The following is an 18,567-nucleotide window of genomic DNA, read 5'->3' as shown; positions in this document are numbered from 1 at the left end:
TGCGGACCGCAAAGGCCGCCCAACCCGCTCTGTCGCAGGTCAGACGGCCTTTCGCCGAACGTATTAGACGTTGAAGCGGAACTCGACCACGTCGCCGTCCTGCATGACGTAGTCCTTGCCCTCCATGCGGGCCTTGCCCTTGGCGCGGGCTTCGGCCACCGAGCCGCAGGCGACCAGGTCCGCGAAGGAGATGACCTCGGCCTTGATGAAGCCGCGCTGGAAGTCCGTGTGGATCACGCCGGCCGCCTCGGGGGCCGTGGCGCCCTTCTTGATGGTCCAGGCGCGGGTTTCCTTCGGGCCGGCCGTCAGGTAGGTCTGCAGGCCCAGGGTGTCGAAGCCGACGCGGCCGAGGGTGGCGAGGCCCGGCTCCTCCTGGCCGACCGACTGGAGGAGCTCGAGGGCCTCCTCGTCGTCCAGCTCGGAGAGGTCCTGCTCCAGCTTGGCGTTCAGGAAGATCGCCTCGGCCGGGGCGACGAGGGCGCTCTGCTCGGCCTTGAAGGCGTCGTCCGTCAGCTCGTCCTCGTCCACGTTGAAGACGTAGAGGAAGGGCTTCGTGGTGAGCAGGTGGAGCTCGTGGAGCAGGTCGCCCTGCTCCGTGCCCTTGGTGATGCCCTTGGAGAAGAGGGTGTCGCCCGCTTCGAGGATCTTCTTGGCCTCGACGACGGCCGCGAGGACCGCGACCTTCTCCTTCTGGAGGCGGGACTCCTTCGTCAGGCGCGGCTCGGCCTTCTCGATGGACTGGAGGTCGGCGAGGATCAGCTCGGTGTTGATCGTCTCGATGTCGTCCTTCGGCGAGACCTTGCCGTCGACGTGGACGACGTTCTCGTCCTTGAAGGCGCGGATGACCTGGCAGATGGCGTCCGACTCGCGGATGTTCGCCAGGAACTTGTTGCCCAGGCCCTCACCCTCCGAGGCGCCGCGCACGATGCCGGCGATGTCGACGAAGTCGACCGTGGCCGGGAGGACCTTCGCCGAGCCGAAGATGCCGGCCAGGACGGCCAGGCGCGGGTCCGGGACGCCGACGACGCCGACGTTCGGCTCGATCGTGGCGAACGGGTAGTTGGCCGCCAGCACGTCGTTCTTGGTCAGGGCGTTGAAAAGGGTCGACTTGCCGACATTCGGCAGGCCGACGATTCCGATCGTGAGCGACACGTTGGCGACTTCCCGTAGCTGGAGGGGGCGGCGGCCCAGGAGTGGGCCACCGGACAGTTTACTTTCCGATGAGTGGCGGTGGTTGTACGCGTGTCCGGGGCCCGATCCGACCCGCTCCCCGCCTACTTTGGTGCCGTGGAGCAATACAGCACGCGATCGGCCCCTCACCGGCAGCGACCGCCCGCCCAGCGCCAGGCGCCCCGGTCCGCCGCGGTGCCCGCCCAGGCCGGCGTCGGCCCGCGGCGGTCCGCGCTCGCGCGGCGGATGCCCCGGCCCCGGCTGACCGGGCTCGGCGGCGGGCTGTTCGCGTGCGCCGCCATGGTGCTGGTGGGCGGGATCTGCTGGCTGCTCTTCGGCTCCTCGCTCTTCGTCTACGGGCTGCTCTTCCTGCCCGTCGCCGCCGCCACCGCGCTCTGGGTACGGCCCGCCGACCTGATCACCGCGCCGATCGGCGTGCCCATCGCCTTCGCCGCCGGAGTGTGGCCCATCTCGGGCGGCTCCGGCGGCATCGGCGGGCATCTGATGGGCCTGGTCTCCGCGCTGTCCCTGCACGCCGGCTGGCTGTACGCCGGGACGCTGGTCGCCGCGCTGATCGCCGTCGTACGCAAGGCCGTACTGATCGGCAGGCGGCGGATGCCCCGGCGCATCGCCCGGTGAGCGCTCCCGCCGCTACTTCTTCGCCGCCTTCGCGGCCGTCGCCGCCTTCCCGGCCGTCGCCGCCTTCCCGGCCGTCGCCGCCTTCGCGGCCATCGCCGCTCCCACGATGCCCGCGTTGTTCTGCAGCTTCGCCGGGACGATCTCGGCCCGTACGCCCTCGATCAGCGGCAGGAACTTCTCCGGCTTGCGGCTGACGCCCCCGCCGATGATGAAGAGGTCCGGCGAGAACAGCATCTCCACGTGCTGGAGGTACTTCTGCACGCGGTGCGCCCAGCGCTCCCACGTGAGGTCGTGGTCCTCCTTGGCCTTCACCGACGCCCGCGTCTCCGCGTCGTGGCCCTTCAGCTCCAGGTGACCGAGCTCCGAGTTCGCCACCAGGTGCCCGTCCGTGAACAGGGCGCTCCCGATGCCCGTCCCCAGGGTGAGCAGCAGGACGGTGCCGTCCCGCCCGCGCCCGGCGCCGTACGTCATCTCGGCGACGCCCGCCGCGTCCGCGTCGTTCAGGACGGTGACCGGCAGGCCGTCCAGCTCGCCGGAGATCAGCGCCGCCGCGTCGACGCCGATCCAGGACTTGTCCATGTTGGCCGCCGAACGGATGACGCCGCTCGTGACCACGCCCGGGAAGGTGACCCCGAGGGGCCCGTCCCACTCGAAGTTGCGCACCACCTCGCCGACGCAGCCGGCCACCCCCTCGGGGGTGGCCGGCTGTGGTGTCAGTACTTTGTGGCGCTCCTGAGCCAGGTCGCCGCGCTCCAGGTCCACGGGAGCGCCCTTGATCCCGGTTCCGCCGATGTCCACGCCGAAGATCTGCATGGACATACCGTACGAAACGAGTTACTTGTCGGCGACCAGTTCGGCAGCCTCGGCGCGCAGGTCGCGGCGGAGTTCCTTCGGAAGCGAGAAGACGATGGACTCCTCGGCGGTCTTGACGATCTCCACGTCCGCGTAACCGCGCACCGTCAGCCACTCCAGGACCTCCTCGACCAGGACCTCCGGCACCGAGGCGCCCGAGGTGAGGCCGACGGTGGTGACGCCCTCCAGCCAGGCCTCGTCGATCTCGCTCGCGAAGTCGACCAGGTACGCGGCCTTGGCGCCGGCGTCCAGGGCGACCTCGACGAGCCGGATCGAGTTCGAGGAGTTCTTCGAGCCGACCACGATGACCAAGTCGGAGTCGGCGCCCATCACCTTGACGGCGGCCTGCCGGTTCGAGGTGGCGTAGCAGATGTCGTCGCTCGGCGGCGAGACGAGCAGCGGGAACTTCGTCTTCAGCGCGTCGACCGTCTCCATCGTCTCGTCGACCGAGAGGGTGGTCTGGGAGAGCCAGACGACCTTGGACTCGTCGCGGACGGTGACCTTCTCCACGTCGTGCGGGCCGTCGACGATGGTGATGTGGTCGGGGGCCTCGCCGGAGGTGCCGATGACCTCCTCGTGGCCCTCGTGGCCGATGAGGAGGATGTCGAAGTCCTCGTTCGCGTACCGGATGGCTTCCTTGTGCACCTTGGTGACCAGCGGGCAGGTCGCGTCGATCGTCGCGAGCTTGCCGCGCGCCGCCTCCTCGTGCACCACCGGCGCCACACCGTGCGCGGAGAACATCACGATGGAGCCCTCGGGCACCTCCTCCGTCCGCTCGACGAAGATGGCGCCCTTCTTCTCCAGGGTCTGGACGACGTACTTGTTGTGCACGATCTCGTGGCGGACGTAGACCGGCGCACCGTACTGCTCAAGGGCTTTCTCGACGGCGATCACGGCTCGGTCCACGCCCGCGCAGTAGCCGCGGGGCGCGGCGAGCAGGACACGGCGGGAAGCGGGAGCGGGGGCGGGAGCAGTCATGTGCTCCATCGTACGGGGGTCTCCAGGAGGCCGGGCGTCGGCCGTACGGCACACACTTGGCCGAGGGCCCGCACCACCCCGCACCACCCCACCACCCCGCACCATCCCCCACCACCCCGCACCCGCACGACCTGGCCCGCCCCTATCCCCCGGAGGACGGATGGCTTCCGTTACGGATTCCAGTGCGGCGGCGCCCTCGGCGCTGCGGCGGAGCCTCGGCTTCCGGGATCTGGTCGTCTACGGCCTGCTGTTCATCGCCCCGATGGCCCCCGTCGGAGTGTTCGGGGCGCTCGACGCCACCTCGCACGGCGCCGTGGCCCTCGTCTACCTCTGCGCGACCGTGGCGATGGCCTTCACGGCCTTCTCCTACGCGCAGATGGTGCGGGTCGCCCCGCAGGCCGGCTCGGTCTTCACGTACGCCCGAAAGGGTCTCGGCGAGGGCCCGGGGTTGATCGCCGGGTGGATGGCGATGCTCGACTACCTGCTGATCCCGGCGGTCGCCTACCTCTTCTCGGGGATCGCGATGAACGCGCTGGTCCCGGAGGTCTCGCGGTGGGTGTGGACGGCCCTGGCCGTCGTGATCACCACCCTGCTGAACCTGTGGGGCGTCCGGGCGGCCGCGCGCGTGGGTTTCGCCGTGCTGGTCATGGAGATCGTGGTCCTGCTCGTCTTCGTGGTGGCGGCGGTGACCGTACTGGTCCAGGGCGGGGCGCGGCGCGGCTGGCTGTCCCCGCTGACCGGCGACGGTTCGCTCGGCTTCAGTACGGCGGCGGTGCTGGGCGCGGTGTCGATCGCGGTCCTGTCCTACCTGGGCTTCGACGCCATCGCCTCCTTCGCCGAGGAGGTGACGGGCGGTTCGGAGCGGGTGGCGCGGGCGGTGCTGTCCTGTCTGGCGCTGGCCGGGGTGCTGTTCATCGCCCAGAGCTATCTCGCGGCGCTGCTCATGCCCGTGTCCTCGGCGGAGCTGGCGGCGGAGCCGGCGCTGCAGGGCCCGGCCTTCTACGACGCGGTGGAGTCCGCGGTCGGCTCCTGGCTGCACGACCTGGTGGCGGTCAGCAAGGCGATCGGGGCGGCCTTCGCGGCGCTGGCCGGGCAGGCGGCGGCCGGGCGGCTGGTCTTCGCGATGGCCCGGGAGCGGCGGCTGCCCCGGGTGCTCGCCCGGACCTCGGACGGGACCCCGCGGCCCGCCCTGCTGGTGGCGGCCACCATCACGCTGGTCGCGGCCGTGTGGGCGGCCCGGCGCGACGACGGGCTCGACCAGCTGGTGTCGGTGGTGGACGTCGGGGCGCTGGTGGCCTTCACGCTGCTGCACGCCTCGGTGGTGGGCTGGTTCGTGGTCAAGCGGCGCGAGGGGCCGCCGAACTGGTGGAAGCACCTGGTGATGCCGGTGCTGGGCGCGGCGGTGACCGTCGCGGTGATCTTCGAGGCCTCGTGGACGGCGCAGCTGGTGGGGGCGGTGTGGCTGGCGGTGGGCCTGGCGGTGCTGTTCGTCCAACGCGGCCGCCGCGAGCTGCCGGGCGACACCGGCGCCGGGGCCTGACGCACTGTCGGCGGCGGCGGATAGCCTGCGTGCATGGGTCTGAATACGTCGGCCGAGGCGCCGCTGCCGGTAGGCCAGGTGTCCCGGCTCATCGGGGGCTGGATCGAGCGGCTCGGCCAGGTGTGGGTGGAGGGGCAGATCACGCAGCTCTCGCGGCGGCCGGGAGCGGGGGTGGTCTTCCTGACGCTGCGCGACCCCTCGCACGACGTCTCGGTCAGCGTGACCTGCTTCCGCCAGGTCTTCGACGAGGTCGCCGACGTGGTCTCCGAGGGCGCCCGGGTCGTGCTGCTGGCCAAACCCGAGTGGTACGCCCCGCGCGGGCAGCTGTCCTTGCGGGCCACGGAGATACGGCCGGTCGGCATCGGGGAGCTCCTCGCACGGCTGGAGCGCCTCAAGCGGTCCCTGGCGTCCGAGGGGCTCTTCGCGCTGGACCGTAAGAAGCCGCTGCCCTTCCTGCCGCAGCTGATCGGGCTGGTGGTCGGGCGGGCCTCGGCGGCCGAGCGCGATGTCCTGGAGAACGCCCGGCGGCGCTGGCCGGCGGTCCGTTTCGAGGTGCGCAACGTCGCCGTCCAGGGGGTGCACGCGGTGCCCCAGGTGGTGCAGGCCGTCAAGGAGCTCGACGCCTTGGACGAGGTCGACGTGATCATCGTGGCGCGTGGTGGGGGCAGCGTGGAGGATCTGCTGCCGTTCTCCGACGAGGAGGTGGTCCGGGCGGTCGCCGCGGCCCGCACCCCGGTGGTCTCGGCGATCGGCCACGAGCCGGACTCCCCGCTGCTGGACCTGGTCGCGGACGTCCGGGCCTCCACGCCCACGGACGCGGCGAAGAAGGTGGTGCCGGACGTCGGTGAGGAGCTGGAGCGCGTACGCCAGCTGCAGGCGCGGGGGCTGCGCGCGGTGAGCGGGCTGCTCGACCGGGAGGAACGGGGCCTCGCGCACGCCCTGGCCCGGCCGGTCTTCGTCCACCCCCAGCGGATGGTGGAGATCCGCGAGGACGAGCTGGACGCCCTGCTGGCCCGCGCCCGGCGCACCCTGGGGCACCTGTTGGACCGGGCCGACTCGGAACTCGCGCACACCCTCGCCCGGGTGGTGGCCCTGTCCCCGGCGGCGACCCTGGAGCGGGGGTACGCCGTGCTGCAGCGGGCCGACGGCCACGTGGTGCGTTCGCCGCAGGAGGTGGCTCCGCACGACGTGCTGCGTGCGCGGGTGGCGGAGGGCACGTTCTCCGTGGAGGTCTCCCCGGCGGACCCGCCGGCCGCTTCGGAATAGCGACACACGGCCGCAATCACGTGGTCGCACGACACACAGAGGATGGATACGGGAATGACAGAGGCCGGAACGGCGCTGGGGTACGAGCAGGCCCGCGACGAGCTCATCGAGGTCGTCCGCAAGCTGGAGGCCGGGGGGACCTCACTGGAGGACTCGCTCGCGCTCTGGGAGCGCGGCGAGGAGCTGGCGAAGGTGTGCCGGCACTGGCTGGAGGGGGCCCGGGCCCGGCTGGACTCGGCGCTCGCGGCACGCGAGCCGGCCGAGGAGGAGTGACCGGGGAGGAGTGACCGGGGCGGGGTGACCCGACCCGGGAGGAGGGGTCCAGGAGCGACCCGAGAAGTGATCCCGATCACCACCAGGCCGATTTAGTTGAAAATTCATCTATCTCTGCCGTAGAGTCTGGGACATCGCTTCACCTCCGTATGGAAGAAGGCTTTCCGAATGTCTCTCGTTCTTGACTCCGCCGCGCAGGACCTGCTGTTCCGCGAGGCCCGCACGGCCAACGCGTTCACCGACGAGCCGGTCACCGAGGAGCAGGTCCAGGCGATATACGACCTGGTGAAGTTCGGTCCCACCGCCTTCAACCAGACCCCGCTGCGCATCACCCTGGTCCGCTCCCCCGAAGCCCGTGAGCGCCTCGTGCAGCACATGGCCAAGGGCAACGACGCCAAGACCGCCACCGCCCCGCTGGTCGCGATCCTCTCCGCGGACAACGAGTTCCACGAGGAGCTCCCGCAGCTGCTCCCGCACTTCCCGCAGGCCAAGGACGCGTTCTTCTCCGAGCGCCCGGTCCGCGAGCAGTCCGCGCTGCTGAACGCCGCGCTGCAGGCCGCGTACTTCATCATCGGTATCCGTGCCGCCGGCCTGGCCGCGGGCCCGATGACCGGCGCCGACTTCGCCGGCATCCAGAAGGAGTTCCTGGACGCCGACCACACCCCGCTCATGGTCATCAACATCGGCAAGCCGGCCGCCGAGGGTGCCTGGTTCGACCGCTCCCCGCGCCTGGGCTTCGACGAGGTCATCACGACCGTCTGATCGGCTCCGCCGCAGCAGCACACGCAGAAGGGCCGTGCGCCCCGGGATCCCGGGGCGCACGGCCCTTCTCGCGTACACGTTCCACGCGGATGCGCGCGGCGCTCGCGCTACTTGCCCTGCTTGAACTCCAGTGCCGCCGCCAGCGCGCCGAGCTGGTCGAAGGAGGCCGTGCCGGTCACCACCGTGACGTAGCCCTGCTCCTGTCGCACGAGGGCGTCGTACTTCTCGCCGTCCCAGCGTTCCCAGGTCAGGTCGCCGATCTGCTGCGTCTGCCCGGTGGCCGTCGCGTGCTGGGTGACCTTGGCGAGGTACTTGGCCGAGGTGTCCGTGGACTGCTCCACCGCCGCGTACTGCTGCTCCGGGTCGAGGAAGCCCAGGTGCCAGGCGTTGGCGTTCTTGCGCTCGTACGTCACCGAGGTCGCCCGCCACTGCTCCTGGAGCCCCACGGGGGCCGCCACCGGATACGGGGCCGCGCGCCGGGCCGTCAGGGTCTCCACCCGGTAGTCGACCGTGCGCGTCGGGTCGGCCTTCTCGTCATGCGGGACGAAGAGGTAGATCCCGGCGACGACGATGCCGATCACCCCCAGCGACCGGACCATGTCCCAGACCGTCTGCTTGCCTTTCATACCTGCCACGCGACCCATCGTCCCGCATCCCGGGGCGGCGATCACCGCCGGGGTCGCGGTGCGGCGCGTGTCGGCGGACCCTGGAGAGTCCTGGAGAAGTCCTGGAGAAGTCCTGGCCGGGATCCGGAGGAGTCCCGGAGACGATCCGGACGGCCCGGGAGGGCCGCAAGACGTCCGCTCAGGACAATCGGCTGACCGATATGCCGCTCATACGTGACCCGCCCTGCTCAATATGTCGACGTACCGATAGAGTTCCAGCACCCTCACTTCCCGGCCGTCGCCGTACAGAAAGGTGCGCTCCGATGACCGAGCACAACCTGCCGCCCCAGCTCGAAGTCTCTCCGGAGGCCCCCGACCGCAACCTCGCACTGGAACTCGTACGGGTCACCGAGGCCGCCGCCATGGCCGCGGGCCGGTGGGTCGGACGCGGCGACAAGATCGGCGCGGACGGTGCCGCGGTCAACGCGATGCGCACCCTGATCTCCACCGTCTCGATGAACGGCGTCGTCGTCATCGGCGAGGGGGAGAAGGACGAGGCCCCCATGCTCTTCAACGGCGAGCGGGTCGGCGACGGCACGGGCGCCGAGGTCGACATCGCCGTGGACCCGATCGACGGCACCACCCTGAACGCCAAGGGCATGCCGAACGCCATCGCCGTCCTGGCGGCCGCCGACCGCGGCACCATGTTCGACCCGTCCGCGGTGTTCTACATGGAGAAGCTGGTCACCGGTCCCGAGGCCGCCGACTTCGTCGACATCAACGCTCCCGTCTCGGTGAACATCCGCCGGGTCGCCAAGGCCAAGAACATGGCCGTCGAGGACGTCACCGTGGTCATCCTGGACCGCCCCCGCCACGAGGGCATCGTCAAGGAGATCCGCGAGACCGGCGCCCGGATCAAGTTCATCTCCGACGGCGACGTCGCCGGCTCGGTCATGGCCGTGCGCGAGGGGACCGGCGTCGACCTGCTCCTGGGCATCGGCGGCACCCCCGAGGGCATCATCTCGGCGTGCGCCATAAAGTGCCTCGGCGGCACCATCCAGGGCAAGCTCTGGCCGAAGGACGAGGCCGAGCGTCAGCGCGCGCTCGACGCCGGTCACGACCTGGACCGCGTCCTGACCACGAACGACCTGGTGTCCGGCGAGAACGTCTTCTTCGTCGCCACCGGCATCACCGACGGTGAGCTGCTGCGCGGTGTCCACTACCGCTCGGAGACCGCGACGACGTCCTCGCTGGTCATGCGCTCGAAGTCGGGCACGATCCGGCAGATCGACTCCACGCACCGCCTGTCGAAGCTGCGCGCGTACAGCGCGATCGACTTCGACCGCGCGCACTGATCACGGCGTGAGGAAACGAGAGGGGCGGTCACCGCGTGCGGCGGGACCGCCCCTCTCGTCACATCCACGCATGTCCGGCGTCGGGGTCCGACCTCGACTCGACCTCCGGCCTCGATCTCCGGCGCCCCGGCGCCCCGACGGTCCGCCACGGGCGGCGGCCCGGGACCGGTTCAGCCCGCCGCGGCGATCGGCCCGGCCCCCGGGGCCTGGCGCAGCTCGGCGGCCCTGCGCCGCATCCGCGCCAGCACCACCCGGCGCTCGGCGGCGGTGAGCCCGCCCCACACCCCGTACGGCTCGGGCTGGAGCAGCGCGTGCTCCCGGCAGGCGACCATCACGGGGCAGCGGGCGCAGACCCGCTTGGCGGCCTCCTCGCGGGAGAGCCGGGCCGCGGTCGGCTCCTTGGACGGCGCGAAGAAGAGCCCCGCCTCGTCCCGGCGGCACACCGCCTCCGCATGCCATGGGCCGTCCTCCGCCCTCGCCGGCACCCGCGGCTTCGGCACGGCCGCCGCGCGCCCCGGAAAACTCTGGACGGCGGCTACCTGCAAGGACTGATGCGGCGGATGCGGCACGGTCTACTCCTGACGACGTATACGTGAGCGAGAGACGACGCACCTGTCCCTACCCGCTGTACGCGCCCCTATGCACCGCGCGCCACGGGCCGCCGGGGGTTCGTCCGAAACGAGACCCCGTCGGACGGGCCGTCACACCCTGGGCGCGGCCCATCCCGGATCCCGTCCGAGGAAGGCCAGCAGGCGCGCCGCCGCGCCGTCGCCCGCGCCGGGCGCGAGGGGAACGACCGGGCCGTAGGCGAAGCCGCGCAGGGGCTCGGCGAGGGCGTCGGCGGCCGGGCGCAGGGCGGCGGCCAGCGCGTCGGTCAGGCCGGGCGGGCGGCCGGTGGCGACGGCGATGTCCCAGGCGTGCACGGCGGCGTCGAGGGCGGCCGCGCCGACGGCCGTCTCGGCCGGTACGGAGAAGGGCGGCAGCGGCACGGCCACCTCGCCTTCGCCCGGGGCGACCCCGGCGAAGGCCTCGGCCGCGGCCGCGAGCGCCGGTTCCAGCAGGTCCGCCGGGGGGCCGGTCAGGGTGCCGGAGGGCGCGAAGGGGTCCTCGGTGGGCCCGGGCCCACCGGTGAGGCGGGCGGCGTAGGCGAGCTGGTCGCCCGCGGCGTGCTGGAGGACCTGGGTGACGTTCCACTGCGTGCAGGGGGTCGGGCGGTCCCAGCCGTCGGCGGGTACCCCCGCGACGGCCTCGCGCAGGGTCGCGTACGCCTGGTCGAGCAGTTCCCATTTGGTTGTCGTCATGGCCTGGACCCTAGAACGCGCCCCGCCTGTCCGCGGCCGAATTTCGTTGCAGCCGGGGCGTGTTGGGCTGTCGTGACCAGTGCGGTCGCAGCCGGTTTCAGCCTTCCGTGCGCTTGCGCAGCTTGCGGGCCAGGTCCACCAGGCGGGCGCCGAGCTTGGGGCGCGCCTCGATGTTGCCGAGCAGGGCGAAGCCCCGGACGATCACCACCGGTGCCTGCGGGTCGGTCTCGCCGCGGCCCTCGCCGCGCACCTCGAAGTTGCCGAGGACCCCGCTGCCGTAGCCGCGCAGGGTGACGTTCTCCGGGACCAGGACCTCGACGTTGCCGAGGACGCAGGTCACGTTGATCTCGGTGACCTGCTGCTCGAAGACCGCTTCGGTGAGGTCGATGGTGATGTCGCCCATGACCGAGACGGCCCGCGTGTGCGGGCCCGGCCGCCAGCGGCCCTTGCGGGCGGAGCTGCTGCACACGGCCACTATGGTCTCGGCGGGGCCGCCCGGGGTGGTGGAGGGGCTCGCGTACGCGGGCGAGGCATGGGCGCCGCCGGGCGCGGGCAGATCCCGTACGAGCACTTCCAGCTCGCCGACGGTCTTGACCGCGTAGAGCGTGTCCAGGCGGTCGGAATGTTCCTCGGCCGTCAGCCGGCCCTCGGCGAGCGCGTCGCCGAGGATCTGCGCGATCCGGTCCCGGTCCGCGTCGGAGGCGCGCAGCTCGGCGGGGCCGGCGGGCGCGGGGGCGGGGGCGGCGGGGTGCTTTTCCAGGTCCACGACGCCCAGCATAGCCAGACACGATAGATCGCGATACTGCCGAGTGAGCCTTACCTCACAGACACGCCCCGGGGAAGAGGTCCTACGCTGGACAACCGCGCTGCCAATTGGTCGCCAGCGCCGTCTGCCGAGTGAGGAATGACTGCCGTCATGCCAGAGTTTGCGTACACCGACCTGCTGCCCCTGGGCGAGGACACCACCCCGTACCGGCTGGTGACCGCCGAGGGCGTGTCCACCTTCGAGGCGGACGGCCGTACGTTCCTCAAGGTGGAGCCGGAGGCGCTGCGCAAGCTCGCCGAAGAGGCCATCCACGACATCCAGCACTTCCTGCGCCCCGCGCACCTCGCGCAGCTGCGCCGGATCATCGACGACCCCGAGGCCTCCTCGAACGACAAGTTCGTGGCGCTCGACCTCCTCAAGAACGCGAACATCGCGGCGGCCGGCGTCCTGCCGATGTGCCAGGACACGGGCACGGCGATCGTCATGGGCAAGCGCGGCCAGAACGTGCTGACCGAGGGCGGGGACGAGGCGGCGCTCTCGCGCGGCATCTACGACGCCTACACGCGGCTGAACCTGCGCTACTCGCAGATGGCCCCGATCACCATGTGGGAGGAGAAGAACACCGGCTCGAACCTGCCCGCGCAGATCGAGCTGTACGCGACCGACGGCGGCGCGTACAAGTTCCTCTTCATGGCCAAGGGCGGCGGCTCGGCCAACAAGTCCTTCCTCTACCAGGAGACGAAGGCGGTCCTCAACGAGGCCTCCATGATGAAGTTCCTGGAGGAGAAGATCCGCTCGCTCGGTACGGCGGCCTGCCCGCCCTACCACCTGGCGATCGTGGTCGGCGGCACCTCCGCCGAGCACGCGCTGAAGACCGCCAAGTACGCCTCGGCGCACTACCTGGACGAGCTGCCCCGTGAGGGCTCCCCGCTGGGCCACGGCTTCCGCGACGAGGCCCTGGAGCAGCAGGTCTTCGAGCTGACGCAGAAGATCGGCATCGGCGCGCAGTTCGGCGGCAAGTACTTCTGCCACGACGTCCGCGTCGTGCGCCTGCCCCGGCACGGCGCCTCCCTGCCGGTCGCCATCGCCGTGTCCTGCTCGGCGGACCGCCAGGCGACCGCGAAGATCACCGCCGAGGGCGTCTTCCTGGAGCAGCTGGAGACGGACCCGGCGCGCTTCCTTCCGGACACCACGGACGAGCACCTGAGCGAGGCCTCGGACGTCGTCTCCATCGACCTGAACCAGCCGATGGACGACATCCTGGCGACGCTGACCGCGCACCCGGTCAAGACCCGGCTGTCGCTGACCGGCCCGCTGGTCGTGGCGCGCGACATCGCGCACGCCAAGATCAAGGAGCTGCTGGACTCGGGCGCGCCGATGCCGCAGTACCTGAAGGACCACCCGGTCTACTACGCCGGTCCCGCGAAGACCCCCGAGGGCTACGCGTCGGGCTCCTTCGGCCCGACCACGGCCGGCCGCATGGACTCCTACGTCGAGCAGTTCCAGGCGGCGGGCGGCTCCAAGGTCATGCTGGCCAAGGGCAACCGCTCGCAGCAGGTGACGGACGCGTGCGGGACGCACGGCGGTTTCTATCTGGGCTCGATCGGCGGCCCGGCGGCGCGCCTGGCGCAGGACTGCATCAAGAAGGTCGAGGTCCTGGAGTACGAGGAGCTCGGCATGGAGGCCGTCTGGAAGATCGAGGTGGAGGACTTCCCGGCCTTCATCGTGGTCGACGACAAGGGCAACGACTTCTTCCAGAACCCGGCCCCGGAGCCGACGTTCACCCACATCCCGGTCCGCGGCCCGGGTCTGTAGCGCGAGAGCCTGAGGGCCTCTCCCCCGTTCGGGGGAGAGGCCCTCAGGCATATCCGCCCATCGGCAGATGGCAGGCCGACGAGCTCCCGGCGAGGCTGTTCCCGTAACTGAACGGCACCACCGCCAAAGGGAGTTCACGATGAAGAACCGTAAGCGCGCCCTCGTCCTGGCCGGAACCGCCGCCGCGCTGGCGGCGACGCTGATCGCCGCGGCGCCCGCCCCCGCCGCGCCGGCCTCCGCGACGCAGGCCGCACAGGCCGCACAGGCCGCGCCGAAGGTCGCCGCGGTGCACGGGGGTGGCACGATCCGCTACCCGTACGTGCCCGCGTCGCACGACATCCGCTTCACGGTCGATGCCGAGGCCGCCCCGTGGAGCAGGCCCTTCCCCGCGCAGGGCGGGGAGCAGGGCATGCCGGTCGACGCGCGGGGCAAGGTGACGATCTACCACGCGATGCCGGACGAGAACGTCATCGCGGTCGGCGAGGCGGAGGTGGACTGCCTGGTCACGGGCGGCCGGACGGCCACGGTCACCGCGGTGGTCACCTCCTCGAACGTCGGCTGGGAGGGCAAGCGGATCGGGATCAGCGTCCAGGACGGGGAACGCGGCGGCCCGGACCGGCTGGGCTTCTCGTGGGGCATCGCCAACGTCGACGTGCAGCCCGACGGGTCGGTGTCCGAGCCCCGTGTGGGCACGTGCATGGCCCCGGCCCCCTTCACCGAGGTCACCAAGGGCGGGTTCAAGGTCACTCCGGCGCCGCTGCCCCCGCGGCCGTCCACCCCGTGATCAGCCGCCTGATCAGCTCCGCCTCGACCGGGGTGGCCCGGTAGCCGTCCCGTACGGCGGCGTGCAGCTGCGCCAAGGGCAGTCCGAGCACCTTCCGGACGGCCCTGAGGGCGGGCACGCCGCCGCCCCGGAGGTCCACGAGGACGGTCCCCTCGGCCGCGACGACGGCCGCGCGGACGTCGCCGGGCGCCGGCCCCCACCCTTCGTCGCGGCCACAGGTGTCGGGGGCCCCGAAGGCGCAGGTGTCGCACTCCCACTCGGCTCGCCAACCGAGCTCGTCCCGGTCGATCAGCTGCCACGCGTGGAACACGCAGCGCCGGCACGGCTCGCAGGGCAGGAACATCGTCGGCTCGGGCATGGCGTCACCCTGCCCGTCCGTACGGGGCACCGCATCCGGTTAACGTCGGGGACACAGCTGCACACCTGCACGTTCACCCCGGTTTGCAAGGATTTCCGTATGACTGCCGCATCCTCCCTCCGCACCGCCCGCGCCGTCCGGGTCGTCGCCCACCGCGGGGCCTCCGACGAGCACCCCGAGCACACCCTCGCCGCCTACCGGCAGGCCATCGCCGACGGGGCCGACGCGCTCGAATGCGATGTACGGCTGACCGCCGACCACAAGCTGGTGTGCGTGCACGACCGGCGGGTGGAGCGGACCTCCGACGGGCGCGGGGTGGTCTCCGAGATGACTTACGCGCAGCTGTCCGCGCTCGACTTCGGGGCGTGGAAGGGGGCCGGGCACGCGGGGGCCCGGGTGCTGCTCTTCGAGGACCTGCTCCGGGAGGCGCTGGCCGCGCCGCGACCGGTCGGGCTCGCCGTCGAGACCAAGCACCCGACCCGGGCCGGGGGCCGGCTGGAGGTCGAGCTGGCGCGGATGCTCCGGGAGTACGGGCTGGCCGACGGGGCGGCCGGGCGGGTCGAGGTGATGAGCTTCTCGCGCGGCGCGCTGAACCGGCTGCACCGGCTCGTGCCCGGCCTGCCCGCCGTCTACCTGATGGAGCGGCGGCTGCGGCCGGTGCGCCCGCCCTACGCGACCCACGCGGGCCCGGGCATCGACCTCGTACGCCGGGACCCGGGGCTGGTGGCCCGGCTGCAGGCGAAGGGGCTGTCGGTGCGGGTGTGGACGGTGGACGAGCCGCAGGACGTGGAACTGTGCCTGCGGCTCGGGGTGGACACGATCATCACCAACCGGCCCCGGCAGGTGCGGGAGCAGCTGGAGGGCCGCTGACGCGCGGCGCGTCGGCGGGACCGGTCAGGCCCGCCCGTCATGGAAGCACCCGGCCGGGGTGCGCCGGCCGGGCGTGGGGGGTCTTCGGGTGCGGGGGCGGTTAGGCGAAGCGCTGTTCGGCGGACCCGTTGCAGGTCTGCAGGCGCAGCGGCTCGTGGGCGGCGGCCACCGTCAGGCACATGCCCGGGGCGGCGGCGGGGCGCAGGGTGGCGCCGTCGCGGACGAACTGCTGGTTCGCGCCGCCGTGGCAGTTCCAGATGATCAGGCCGGTGCCGGAGCCGTAGCGGGAGCCGGGGGCGTCGAGGCATCGGTCCTGGGTCAGTTCGATGTGGACGGACCGGCGGGTGCTGTCGTACCACCAGCCCTGGTTGCGGCCGCCGTGACAGTCCCATCCGACGATCTTGGTCTCGTTCGCGCTGGAGCCGCCGAAGGAGTCGAGGCAGTTGCCGGTCGCCTCGTTCTTCAGGGGCTTGTACTTGTCGTCCCAGGCCCCGGCCTGCAGCACGGGGGTGCCGGTGCTCGCGGGGTCGGCGCAGGAGGCCTCGCGCAGGCCCGAGTTGTAGAGCTGGGTCAGGCAGGACGCGAAGGCGCCGTGGCCGCGGTAGTTGGGGTGGAAGGACTGGCGGGCGGTGTTCTCGTCCCAGGGGAAGTGGTCCCCGAGGTCCAGATAGAGGCCGCGGGCCCAGGCGTCCTCCATGCAGACCTCGTGGCCGTGGAAGAGCCGCGAGTTGTCGAGGTAGATCGCGCCGGAGGCGAGGGCCGCCGCGCGCATGCCCTTCTCGAAGGTGGGCACCGCGTAGTTGCGGCCCCAGGTGGCGTCGGAGTCGTAGCCGGCGCAGCCGCCGGGGAGCTTGCCGGGGAAGTTCGGGTTGTCGTAGAAGTCGGGGCCGATGGGGCTGGGGTAGCCCATCACGACGAGCTTGTAGTCGGAGTCGGCGTAACCGGCGTCGCGCATGACGGTCTTGAGGTCGGCGACCGTGGCCTCCACCTTGGGCTTCAGGCCGTCGACGCGCGCCTGCCAGCCGGGCCCGTACTTGGGCTCACAGGTCCCCTGGCCGAGGACCCAGCGGGTCACGCAGTCGGTCATGACCGGACCGAACTGGAGGTCGTCGTTGGCGCCGGCGACCAGCAGCACCATCTTGATCTTCGTGTTGCGCGCCTTGATCGCCAGGTTGTCGCTCTGTACCAGCTCGTCGGCGTACTGCTTGCTGCCGCCGATCCTGATGTTGCCGGTGTAGCCGCCGGAGCAGGCGACGTTGAAGGTCAGGTCGGCCGGTATGCCGGTGCGGTGGATCGCCGAGTCCGGCGAACGGTGGCACTGGTTGTTCGGCGTGTTGGTCGCGGGATCGTAGGTGCCGACGCCCTCGCCCGAAATCTCGCTGTCGCCCAGCGAGATCAGGCCTGTTCTCCGTTCGTTCGGCGGGCGGACGGCCGGGTCGCCGTAGATCTTGGTGGCCTCCGCGGCGCGGACGGCCTCCAGCTCGGGCGACAGCGGCACGGCGACGGCCCCGGAGGTGGGTGCCGCCTGGGCCATGGGGGTGATGGCGGTGACACCTCCCAGGGCGGCCGCGATCGCCGCGACAGCGGCGAAGGTAGATCTGAGCATGGGTCTCGTACGGGCACGTGCCATGGAACGCCTCCCCGGATCTGGGTGTTACCCCCGGTATTTACTGGCCGGTAGGGGAGTTGGGAACACTTCGAACAAGACAATTGCTCAACTTTTTGAGGAGGCCATGAACATGACGGATGACCAGCAGGCCGAGACGTTCCGGATCGAGCACGACTCCATGGGCGACGTACGGGTGCCACGGCACGCCAAATGGCGCGCCCAGACCCAGCGCGCGGTGGAGAACTTCCCCATCTCCGGGCAGCGGTTGGAGCGCGCCCACATCGAGGCGCTCGCCCGGATCAAGGCCGCCGCCGCAGTGGTGAACGCGAAGCTCGGCGTGGTGGACCAGGACGTCGCCGACGCCATCCGCTCCGCCGCCGTCGAGGTCGCCGACGGCCGCTGGGACGACCACTTCCCCGTGGACGTCTTCCAAACCGGCTCCGGCACCTCGTCCAACATGAACACCAACGAGGTGATCGCCACCCTCGCCACCGAGCGCCTGGGCCGTGAGGTCCACCCCAACGACCACGTCAACGCCTCGCAGAGCTCCAACGACGTGTTCCCGTCGTCCATCCACATCGCCGCCACCGCCGCCGTGACCGGCGAGCTGATCCCGGCCCTGGAACACCTGGCGGCGGCCCTGGAGCTCAAGGCCGCCGAGTTCGCGCAGGTCGTCAAGGCCGGGCGCACCCACCTGATGGACGCCACCCCGGTCACCCTCGGCCAGGAGTTCGGCGGGTACGCCGCCCAGATCCGCTACGGCGTCGAGCGCCTGCGGGCGGCCCTGCCGCGGCTGGCCGAGCTGCCGCTGGGCGGGACCGCGGTGGGCACCGGCATCAACACCCCGCCCGGGTTCTCCGCCGCGGTGATCGCCGAGGTCGCCGACGCGACCGGACTGCCGCTGACCGAGGCCCGCGACCACTTCGAGGCACAGGGGGCCCGGGACGCCCTCGTGGAAACCTCCGGAATGCTGCGCACGGTCGCCGTATCCCTCACCAAGATCTCCAACGACCTTCGCTGGATGGCTTCCGGGCCGCGCACCGGTTTGGCCGAAATCAATCTGCCGGATCTCCAGCCGGGCTCCTCCATCATGCCCGGGAAGGTCAATCCGGTGGTCCCGGAGGCCGTTCTGATGGTCGCCGCTCAGGTCATGGGGAACGACGCGACCGTCGCCGTGGCGGGCGCGGCCGGCAACTTCGAGCTCAATGTGATGCTCCCGGTGATGGCCAGGAACCTCCTCGAATCGATCCGGCTGCTCGGCAGCGCGAGCCGCCTGCTGGCCGACCGCACGATCGACGGAATCACCGCGAACGAAGCGCGGGCCAGGGAATACGCCGAGTCCTCGCCCTCCGTGGTCACCCCGCTCAACCGTTACATCGGCTACGAGGAGGCCGCCAAGGTCGCCAAGCGGTCCCTCGCCGAACGCAAGACGATCAGGGAGGTGGTCCTGGAGGCCGGGTACGTGGAGCGCGGCGCCCTGACCTTGGAGCAGCTCGACGAGGCCCTCGACGTGCTGCGCATGACGCATCCCTGACCGTCCGACGCTCCCCTCGGGCGGGGGTCGGATCCGGTCGTTTCTCCTCACCGAACCCACCGGTGACCTGCGCCGCAGCGGGCGCGGCGA

The 18,567-nt window shown here is 71.4% G+C and carries 19 protein-coding genes; 10 read left to right on the top strand and 9 right to left on the bottom strand.

The genetic code is table 11. From position 1 onward, the window contains the following. Positions 1 to 63 precede the first annotated feature (63 nt). Positions 64 to 1,152, bottom strand: coding sequence for a redox-regulated ATPase YchF (gene ychF, locus OG624_RS25875; protein WP_033218428.1), 1,089 nt, complete (start codon positions 1,150 to 1,152; stop codon positions 64 to 66). Between the two features lie 135 nt (positions 1,153 to 1,287). On the opposite strand from ychF, the gene OG624_RS25870 reads away from it, so the two are divergent. Next, positions 1,288 to 1,809 (top strand): DUF6542 domain-containing protein, encoded by a 522-nt coding sequence (locus OG624_RS25870; RefSeq protein WP_371593373.1) that lies wholly within the window; start codon positions 1,288 to 1,290, stop codon positions 1,807 to 1,809. Positions 1,810 to 1,821: 12 nt separating this feature from the next. Here the strand turns inward: OG624_RS25870 and ppgK are convergent, their stop codons facing one another. Both ppgK and OG624_RS25860 read right to left on the bottom strand, forming a co-directional pair. Beyond that, complete coding sequence (ppgK, locus tag OG624_RS25865; RefSeq protein ID WP_371639887.1) at positions 1,822 to 2,622, bottom strand: polyphosphate--glucose phosphotransferase; 801 nt, start codon at positions 2,620 to 2,622, stop codon at positions 1,822 to 1,824. Between the two features lie 21 nt (positions 2,623 to 2,643). Beyond that, positions 2,644 to 3,648, bottom strand: coding sequence for a 4-hydroxy-3-methylbut-2-enyl diphosphate reductase (locus OG624_RS25860; RefSeq protein WP_030712035.1), 1,005 nt, complete (start codon positions 3,646 to 3,648; stop codon positions 2,644 to 2,646). 151 nt (positions 3,649 to 3,799) lie between these two features. Here OG624_RS25860 and OG624_RS25855 point away from each other — a divergent pair, with 151 nt between their 5' ends. The 4 genes from OG624_RS25855 to OG624_RS25840 all read left to right on the top strand — a co-directional run bounded on the left by OG624_RS25855 (position 3,800) and on the right by OG624_RS25840 (position 7,480). After that, the gene (locus OG624_RS25855; RefSeq protein WP_033218425.1) at positions 3,800 to 5,179 is read left to right on the top strand and encodes an APC family permease; all 1,380 of its coding nucleotides are present in this window, start codon (positions 3,800 to 3,802) and stop codon (positions 5,177 to 5,179) included. Between the two features lie 33 nt (positions 5,180 to 5,212). After that, the gene (gene xseA, locus OG624_RS25850) at positions 5,213 to 6,445 is read left to right on the top strand and encodes an exodeoxyribonuclease VII large subunit (protein ID WP_326748853.1); all 1,233 of its coding nucleotides are present in this window, start codon (positions 5,213 to 5,215) and stop codon (positions 6,443 to 6,445) included. 54 nt (positions 6,446 to 6,499) lie between these two features. Beyond that, a complete protein-coding gene (locus OG624_RS25845) occupies positions 6,500 to 6,718 on the top strand; it encodes an exodeoxyribonuclease VII small subunit (protein ID WP_030385819.1) in 219 nt (72 codons plus the stop codon). 168 nt (positions 6,719 to 6,886) lie between these two features. After that, positions 6,887 to 7,480 carry a malonic semialdehyde reductase gene (locus tag OG624_RS25840; RefSeq protein ID WP_033218423.1) on the top strand — a complete coding sequence of 198 codons (594 nt, stop codon included), beginning with the start codon at positions 6,887 to 6,889 and terminating at the stop codon, positions 7,478 to 7,480. A 107-nt stretch (positions 7,481 to 7,587) separates the two neighbouring features. Here the strand turns inward: OG624_RS25840 and OG624_RS25835 are convergent, their stop codons facing one another. Then, positions 7,588 to 8,106: a DUF4245 domain-containing protein gene (locus tag OG624_RS25835; protein ID WP_202505956.1), complete on the bottom strand. Its 519-nt coding sequence runs from the start codon at positions 8,104 to 8,106 to the stop codon at positions 7,588 to 7,590. Positions 8,107 to 8,408: 302 nt separating this feature from the next. On the opposite strand from OG624_RS25835, the gene glpX reads away from it, so the two are divergent. Then, positions 8,409 to 9,440 (top strand): class II fructose-bisphosphatase, encoded by a 1,032-nt coding sequence (glpX, locus tag OG624_RS25830; RefSeq protein ID WP_030712049.1) that lies wholly within the window; start codon positions 8,409 to 8,411, stop codon positions 9,438 to 9,440. Positions 9,441 to 9,610: 170 nt separating this feature from the next. Here the strand turns inward: glpX and OG624_RS25825 are convergent, their stop codons facing one another. The 3 genes from OG624_RS25825 to OG624_RS25815 all read right to left on the bottom strand — a co-directional run bounded on the left by OG624_RS25825 (position 9,611) and on the right by OG624_RS25815 (position 11,507). Next, positions 9,611 to 10,009 carry a WhiB family transcriptional regulator gene (locus tag OG624_RS25825; protein WP_371588376.1) on the bottom strand — a complete coding sequence of 133 codons (399 nt, stop codon included), beginning with the start codon at positions 10,007 to 10,009 and terminating at the stop codon, positions 9,611 to 9,613. 132 nt (positions 10,010 to 10,141) lie between these two features. Then, positions 10,142 to 10,741 (bottom strand): TIGR03086 family metal-binding protein, encoded by a 600-nt coding sequence (locus tag OG624_RS25820; protein WP_266353175.1) that lies wholly within the window; start codon positions 10,739 to 10,741, stop codon positions 10,142 to 10,144. 97 nt (positions 10,742 to 10,838) lie between these two features. Further along, on the bottom strand, positions 10,839 to 11,507 hold the full coding sequence (locus OG624_RS25815) for a DUF1707 SHOCT-like domain-containing protein (protein ID WP_033219003.1): 669 nt from the start codon (positions 11,505 to 11,507) through the stop codon (positions 10,839 to 10,841). 150 nt (positions 11,508 to 11,657) lie between these two features. Here OG624_RS25815 and OG624_RS25810 point away from each other — a divergent pair, with 150 nt between their 5' ends. After that, complete coding sequence (locus OG624_RS25810) at positions 11,658 to 13,322, top strand: fumarate hydratase (protein ID WP_033218416.1); 1,665 nt, start codon at positions 11,658 to 11,660, stop codon at positions 13,320 to 13,322. 139 nt (positions 13,323 to 13,461) lie between these two features. Continuing rightward, positions 13,462 to 14,106 carry a hypothetical protein gene (locus OG624_RS25805; protein WP_371639886.1) on the top strand — a complete coding sequence of 215 codons (645 nt, stop codon included), beginning with the start codon at positions 13,462 to 13,464 and terminating at the stop codon, positions 14,104 to 14,106. On the opposite strand, the gene OG624_RS25800 is transcribed toward OG624_RS25805, so the two are convergent. Continuing rightward, entirely contained in the window at positions 14,066 to 14,464 is a 399-nt protein-coding gene (locus OG624_RS25800) for a hypothetical protein (protein ID WP_352164848.1), read from the bottom strand. The two genes, OG624_RS25805 and OG624_RS25800, sit on opposite strands and share 41 nt — an antisense overlap. A 99-nt stretch (positions 14,465 to 14,563) precedes the next feature. Between OG624_RS25800 and OG624_RS25795 the strand changes: the two genes are divergently transcribed. Beyond that, on the top strand, positions 14,564 to 15,334 hold the full coding sequence (locus tag OG624_RS25795; protein ID WP_371639884.1) for a glycerophosphodiester phosphodiesterase: 771 nt from the start codon (positions 14,564 to 14,566) through the stop codon (positions 15,332 to 15,334). A gap of 100 nt (positions 15,335 to 15,434) precedes the next feature. On the opposite strand, the gene OG624_RS25790 is transcribed toward OG624_RS25795, so the two are convergent. Further along, complete coding sequence (locus OG624_RS25790) at positions 15,435 to 16,940, bottom strand: ricin-type beta-trefoil lectin domain protein (RefSeq protein WP_371588369.1); 1,506 nt, start codon at positions 16,938 to 16,940, stop codon at positions 15,435 to 15,437. Between the two features lie 133 nt (positions 16,941 to 17,073). Here OG624_RS25790 and OG624_RS25785 point away from each other — a divergent pair, with 133 nt between their 5' ends. Continuing rightward, a complete protein-coding gene (locus OG624_RS25785) occupies positions 17,074 to 18,477 on the top strand; it encodes a class II fumarate hydratase (RefSeq protein WP_106971359.1) in 1,404 nt (467 codons plus the stop codon). The last annotated feature ends 90 nt before the right edge of the window (positions 18,478 to 18,567 follow it).

This window comes from Streptomyces virginiae (genome assembly GCF_041432505.1).
GTDB classification, from domain to species: domain Bacteria; phylum Actinomycetota; class Actinomycetes; order Streptomycetales; family Streptomycetaceae; genus Streptomyces; species Streptomyces virginiae_A.
This window is presented reverse-complemented; position numbering and strand designations above follow the sequence as displayed.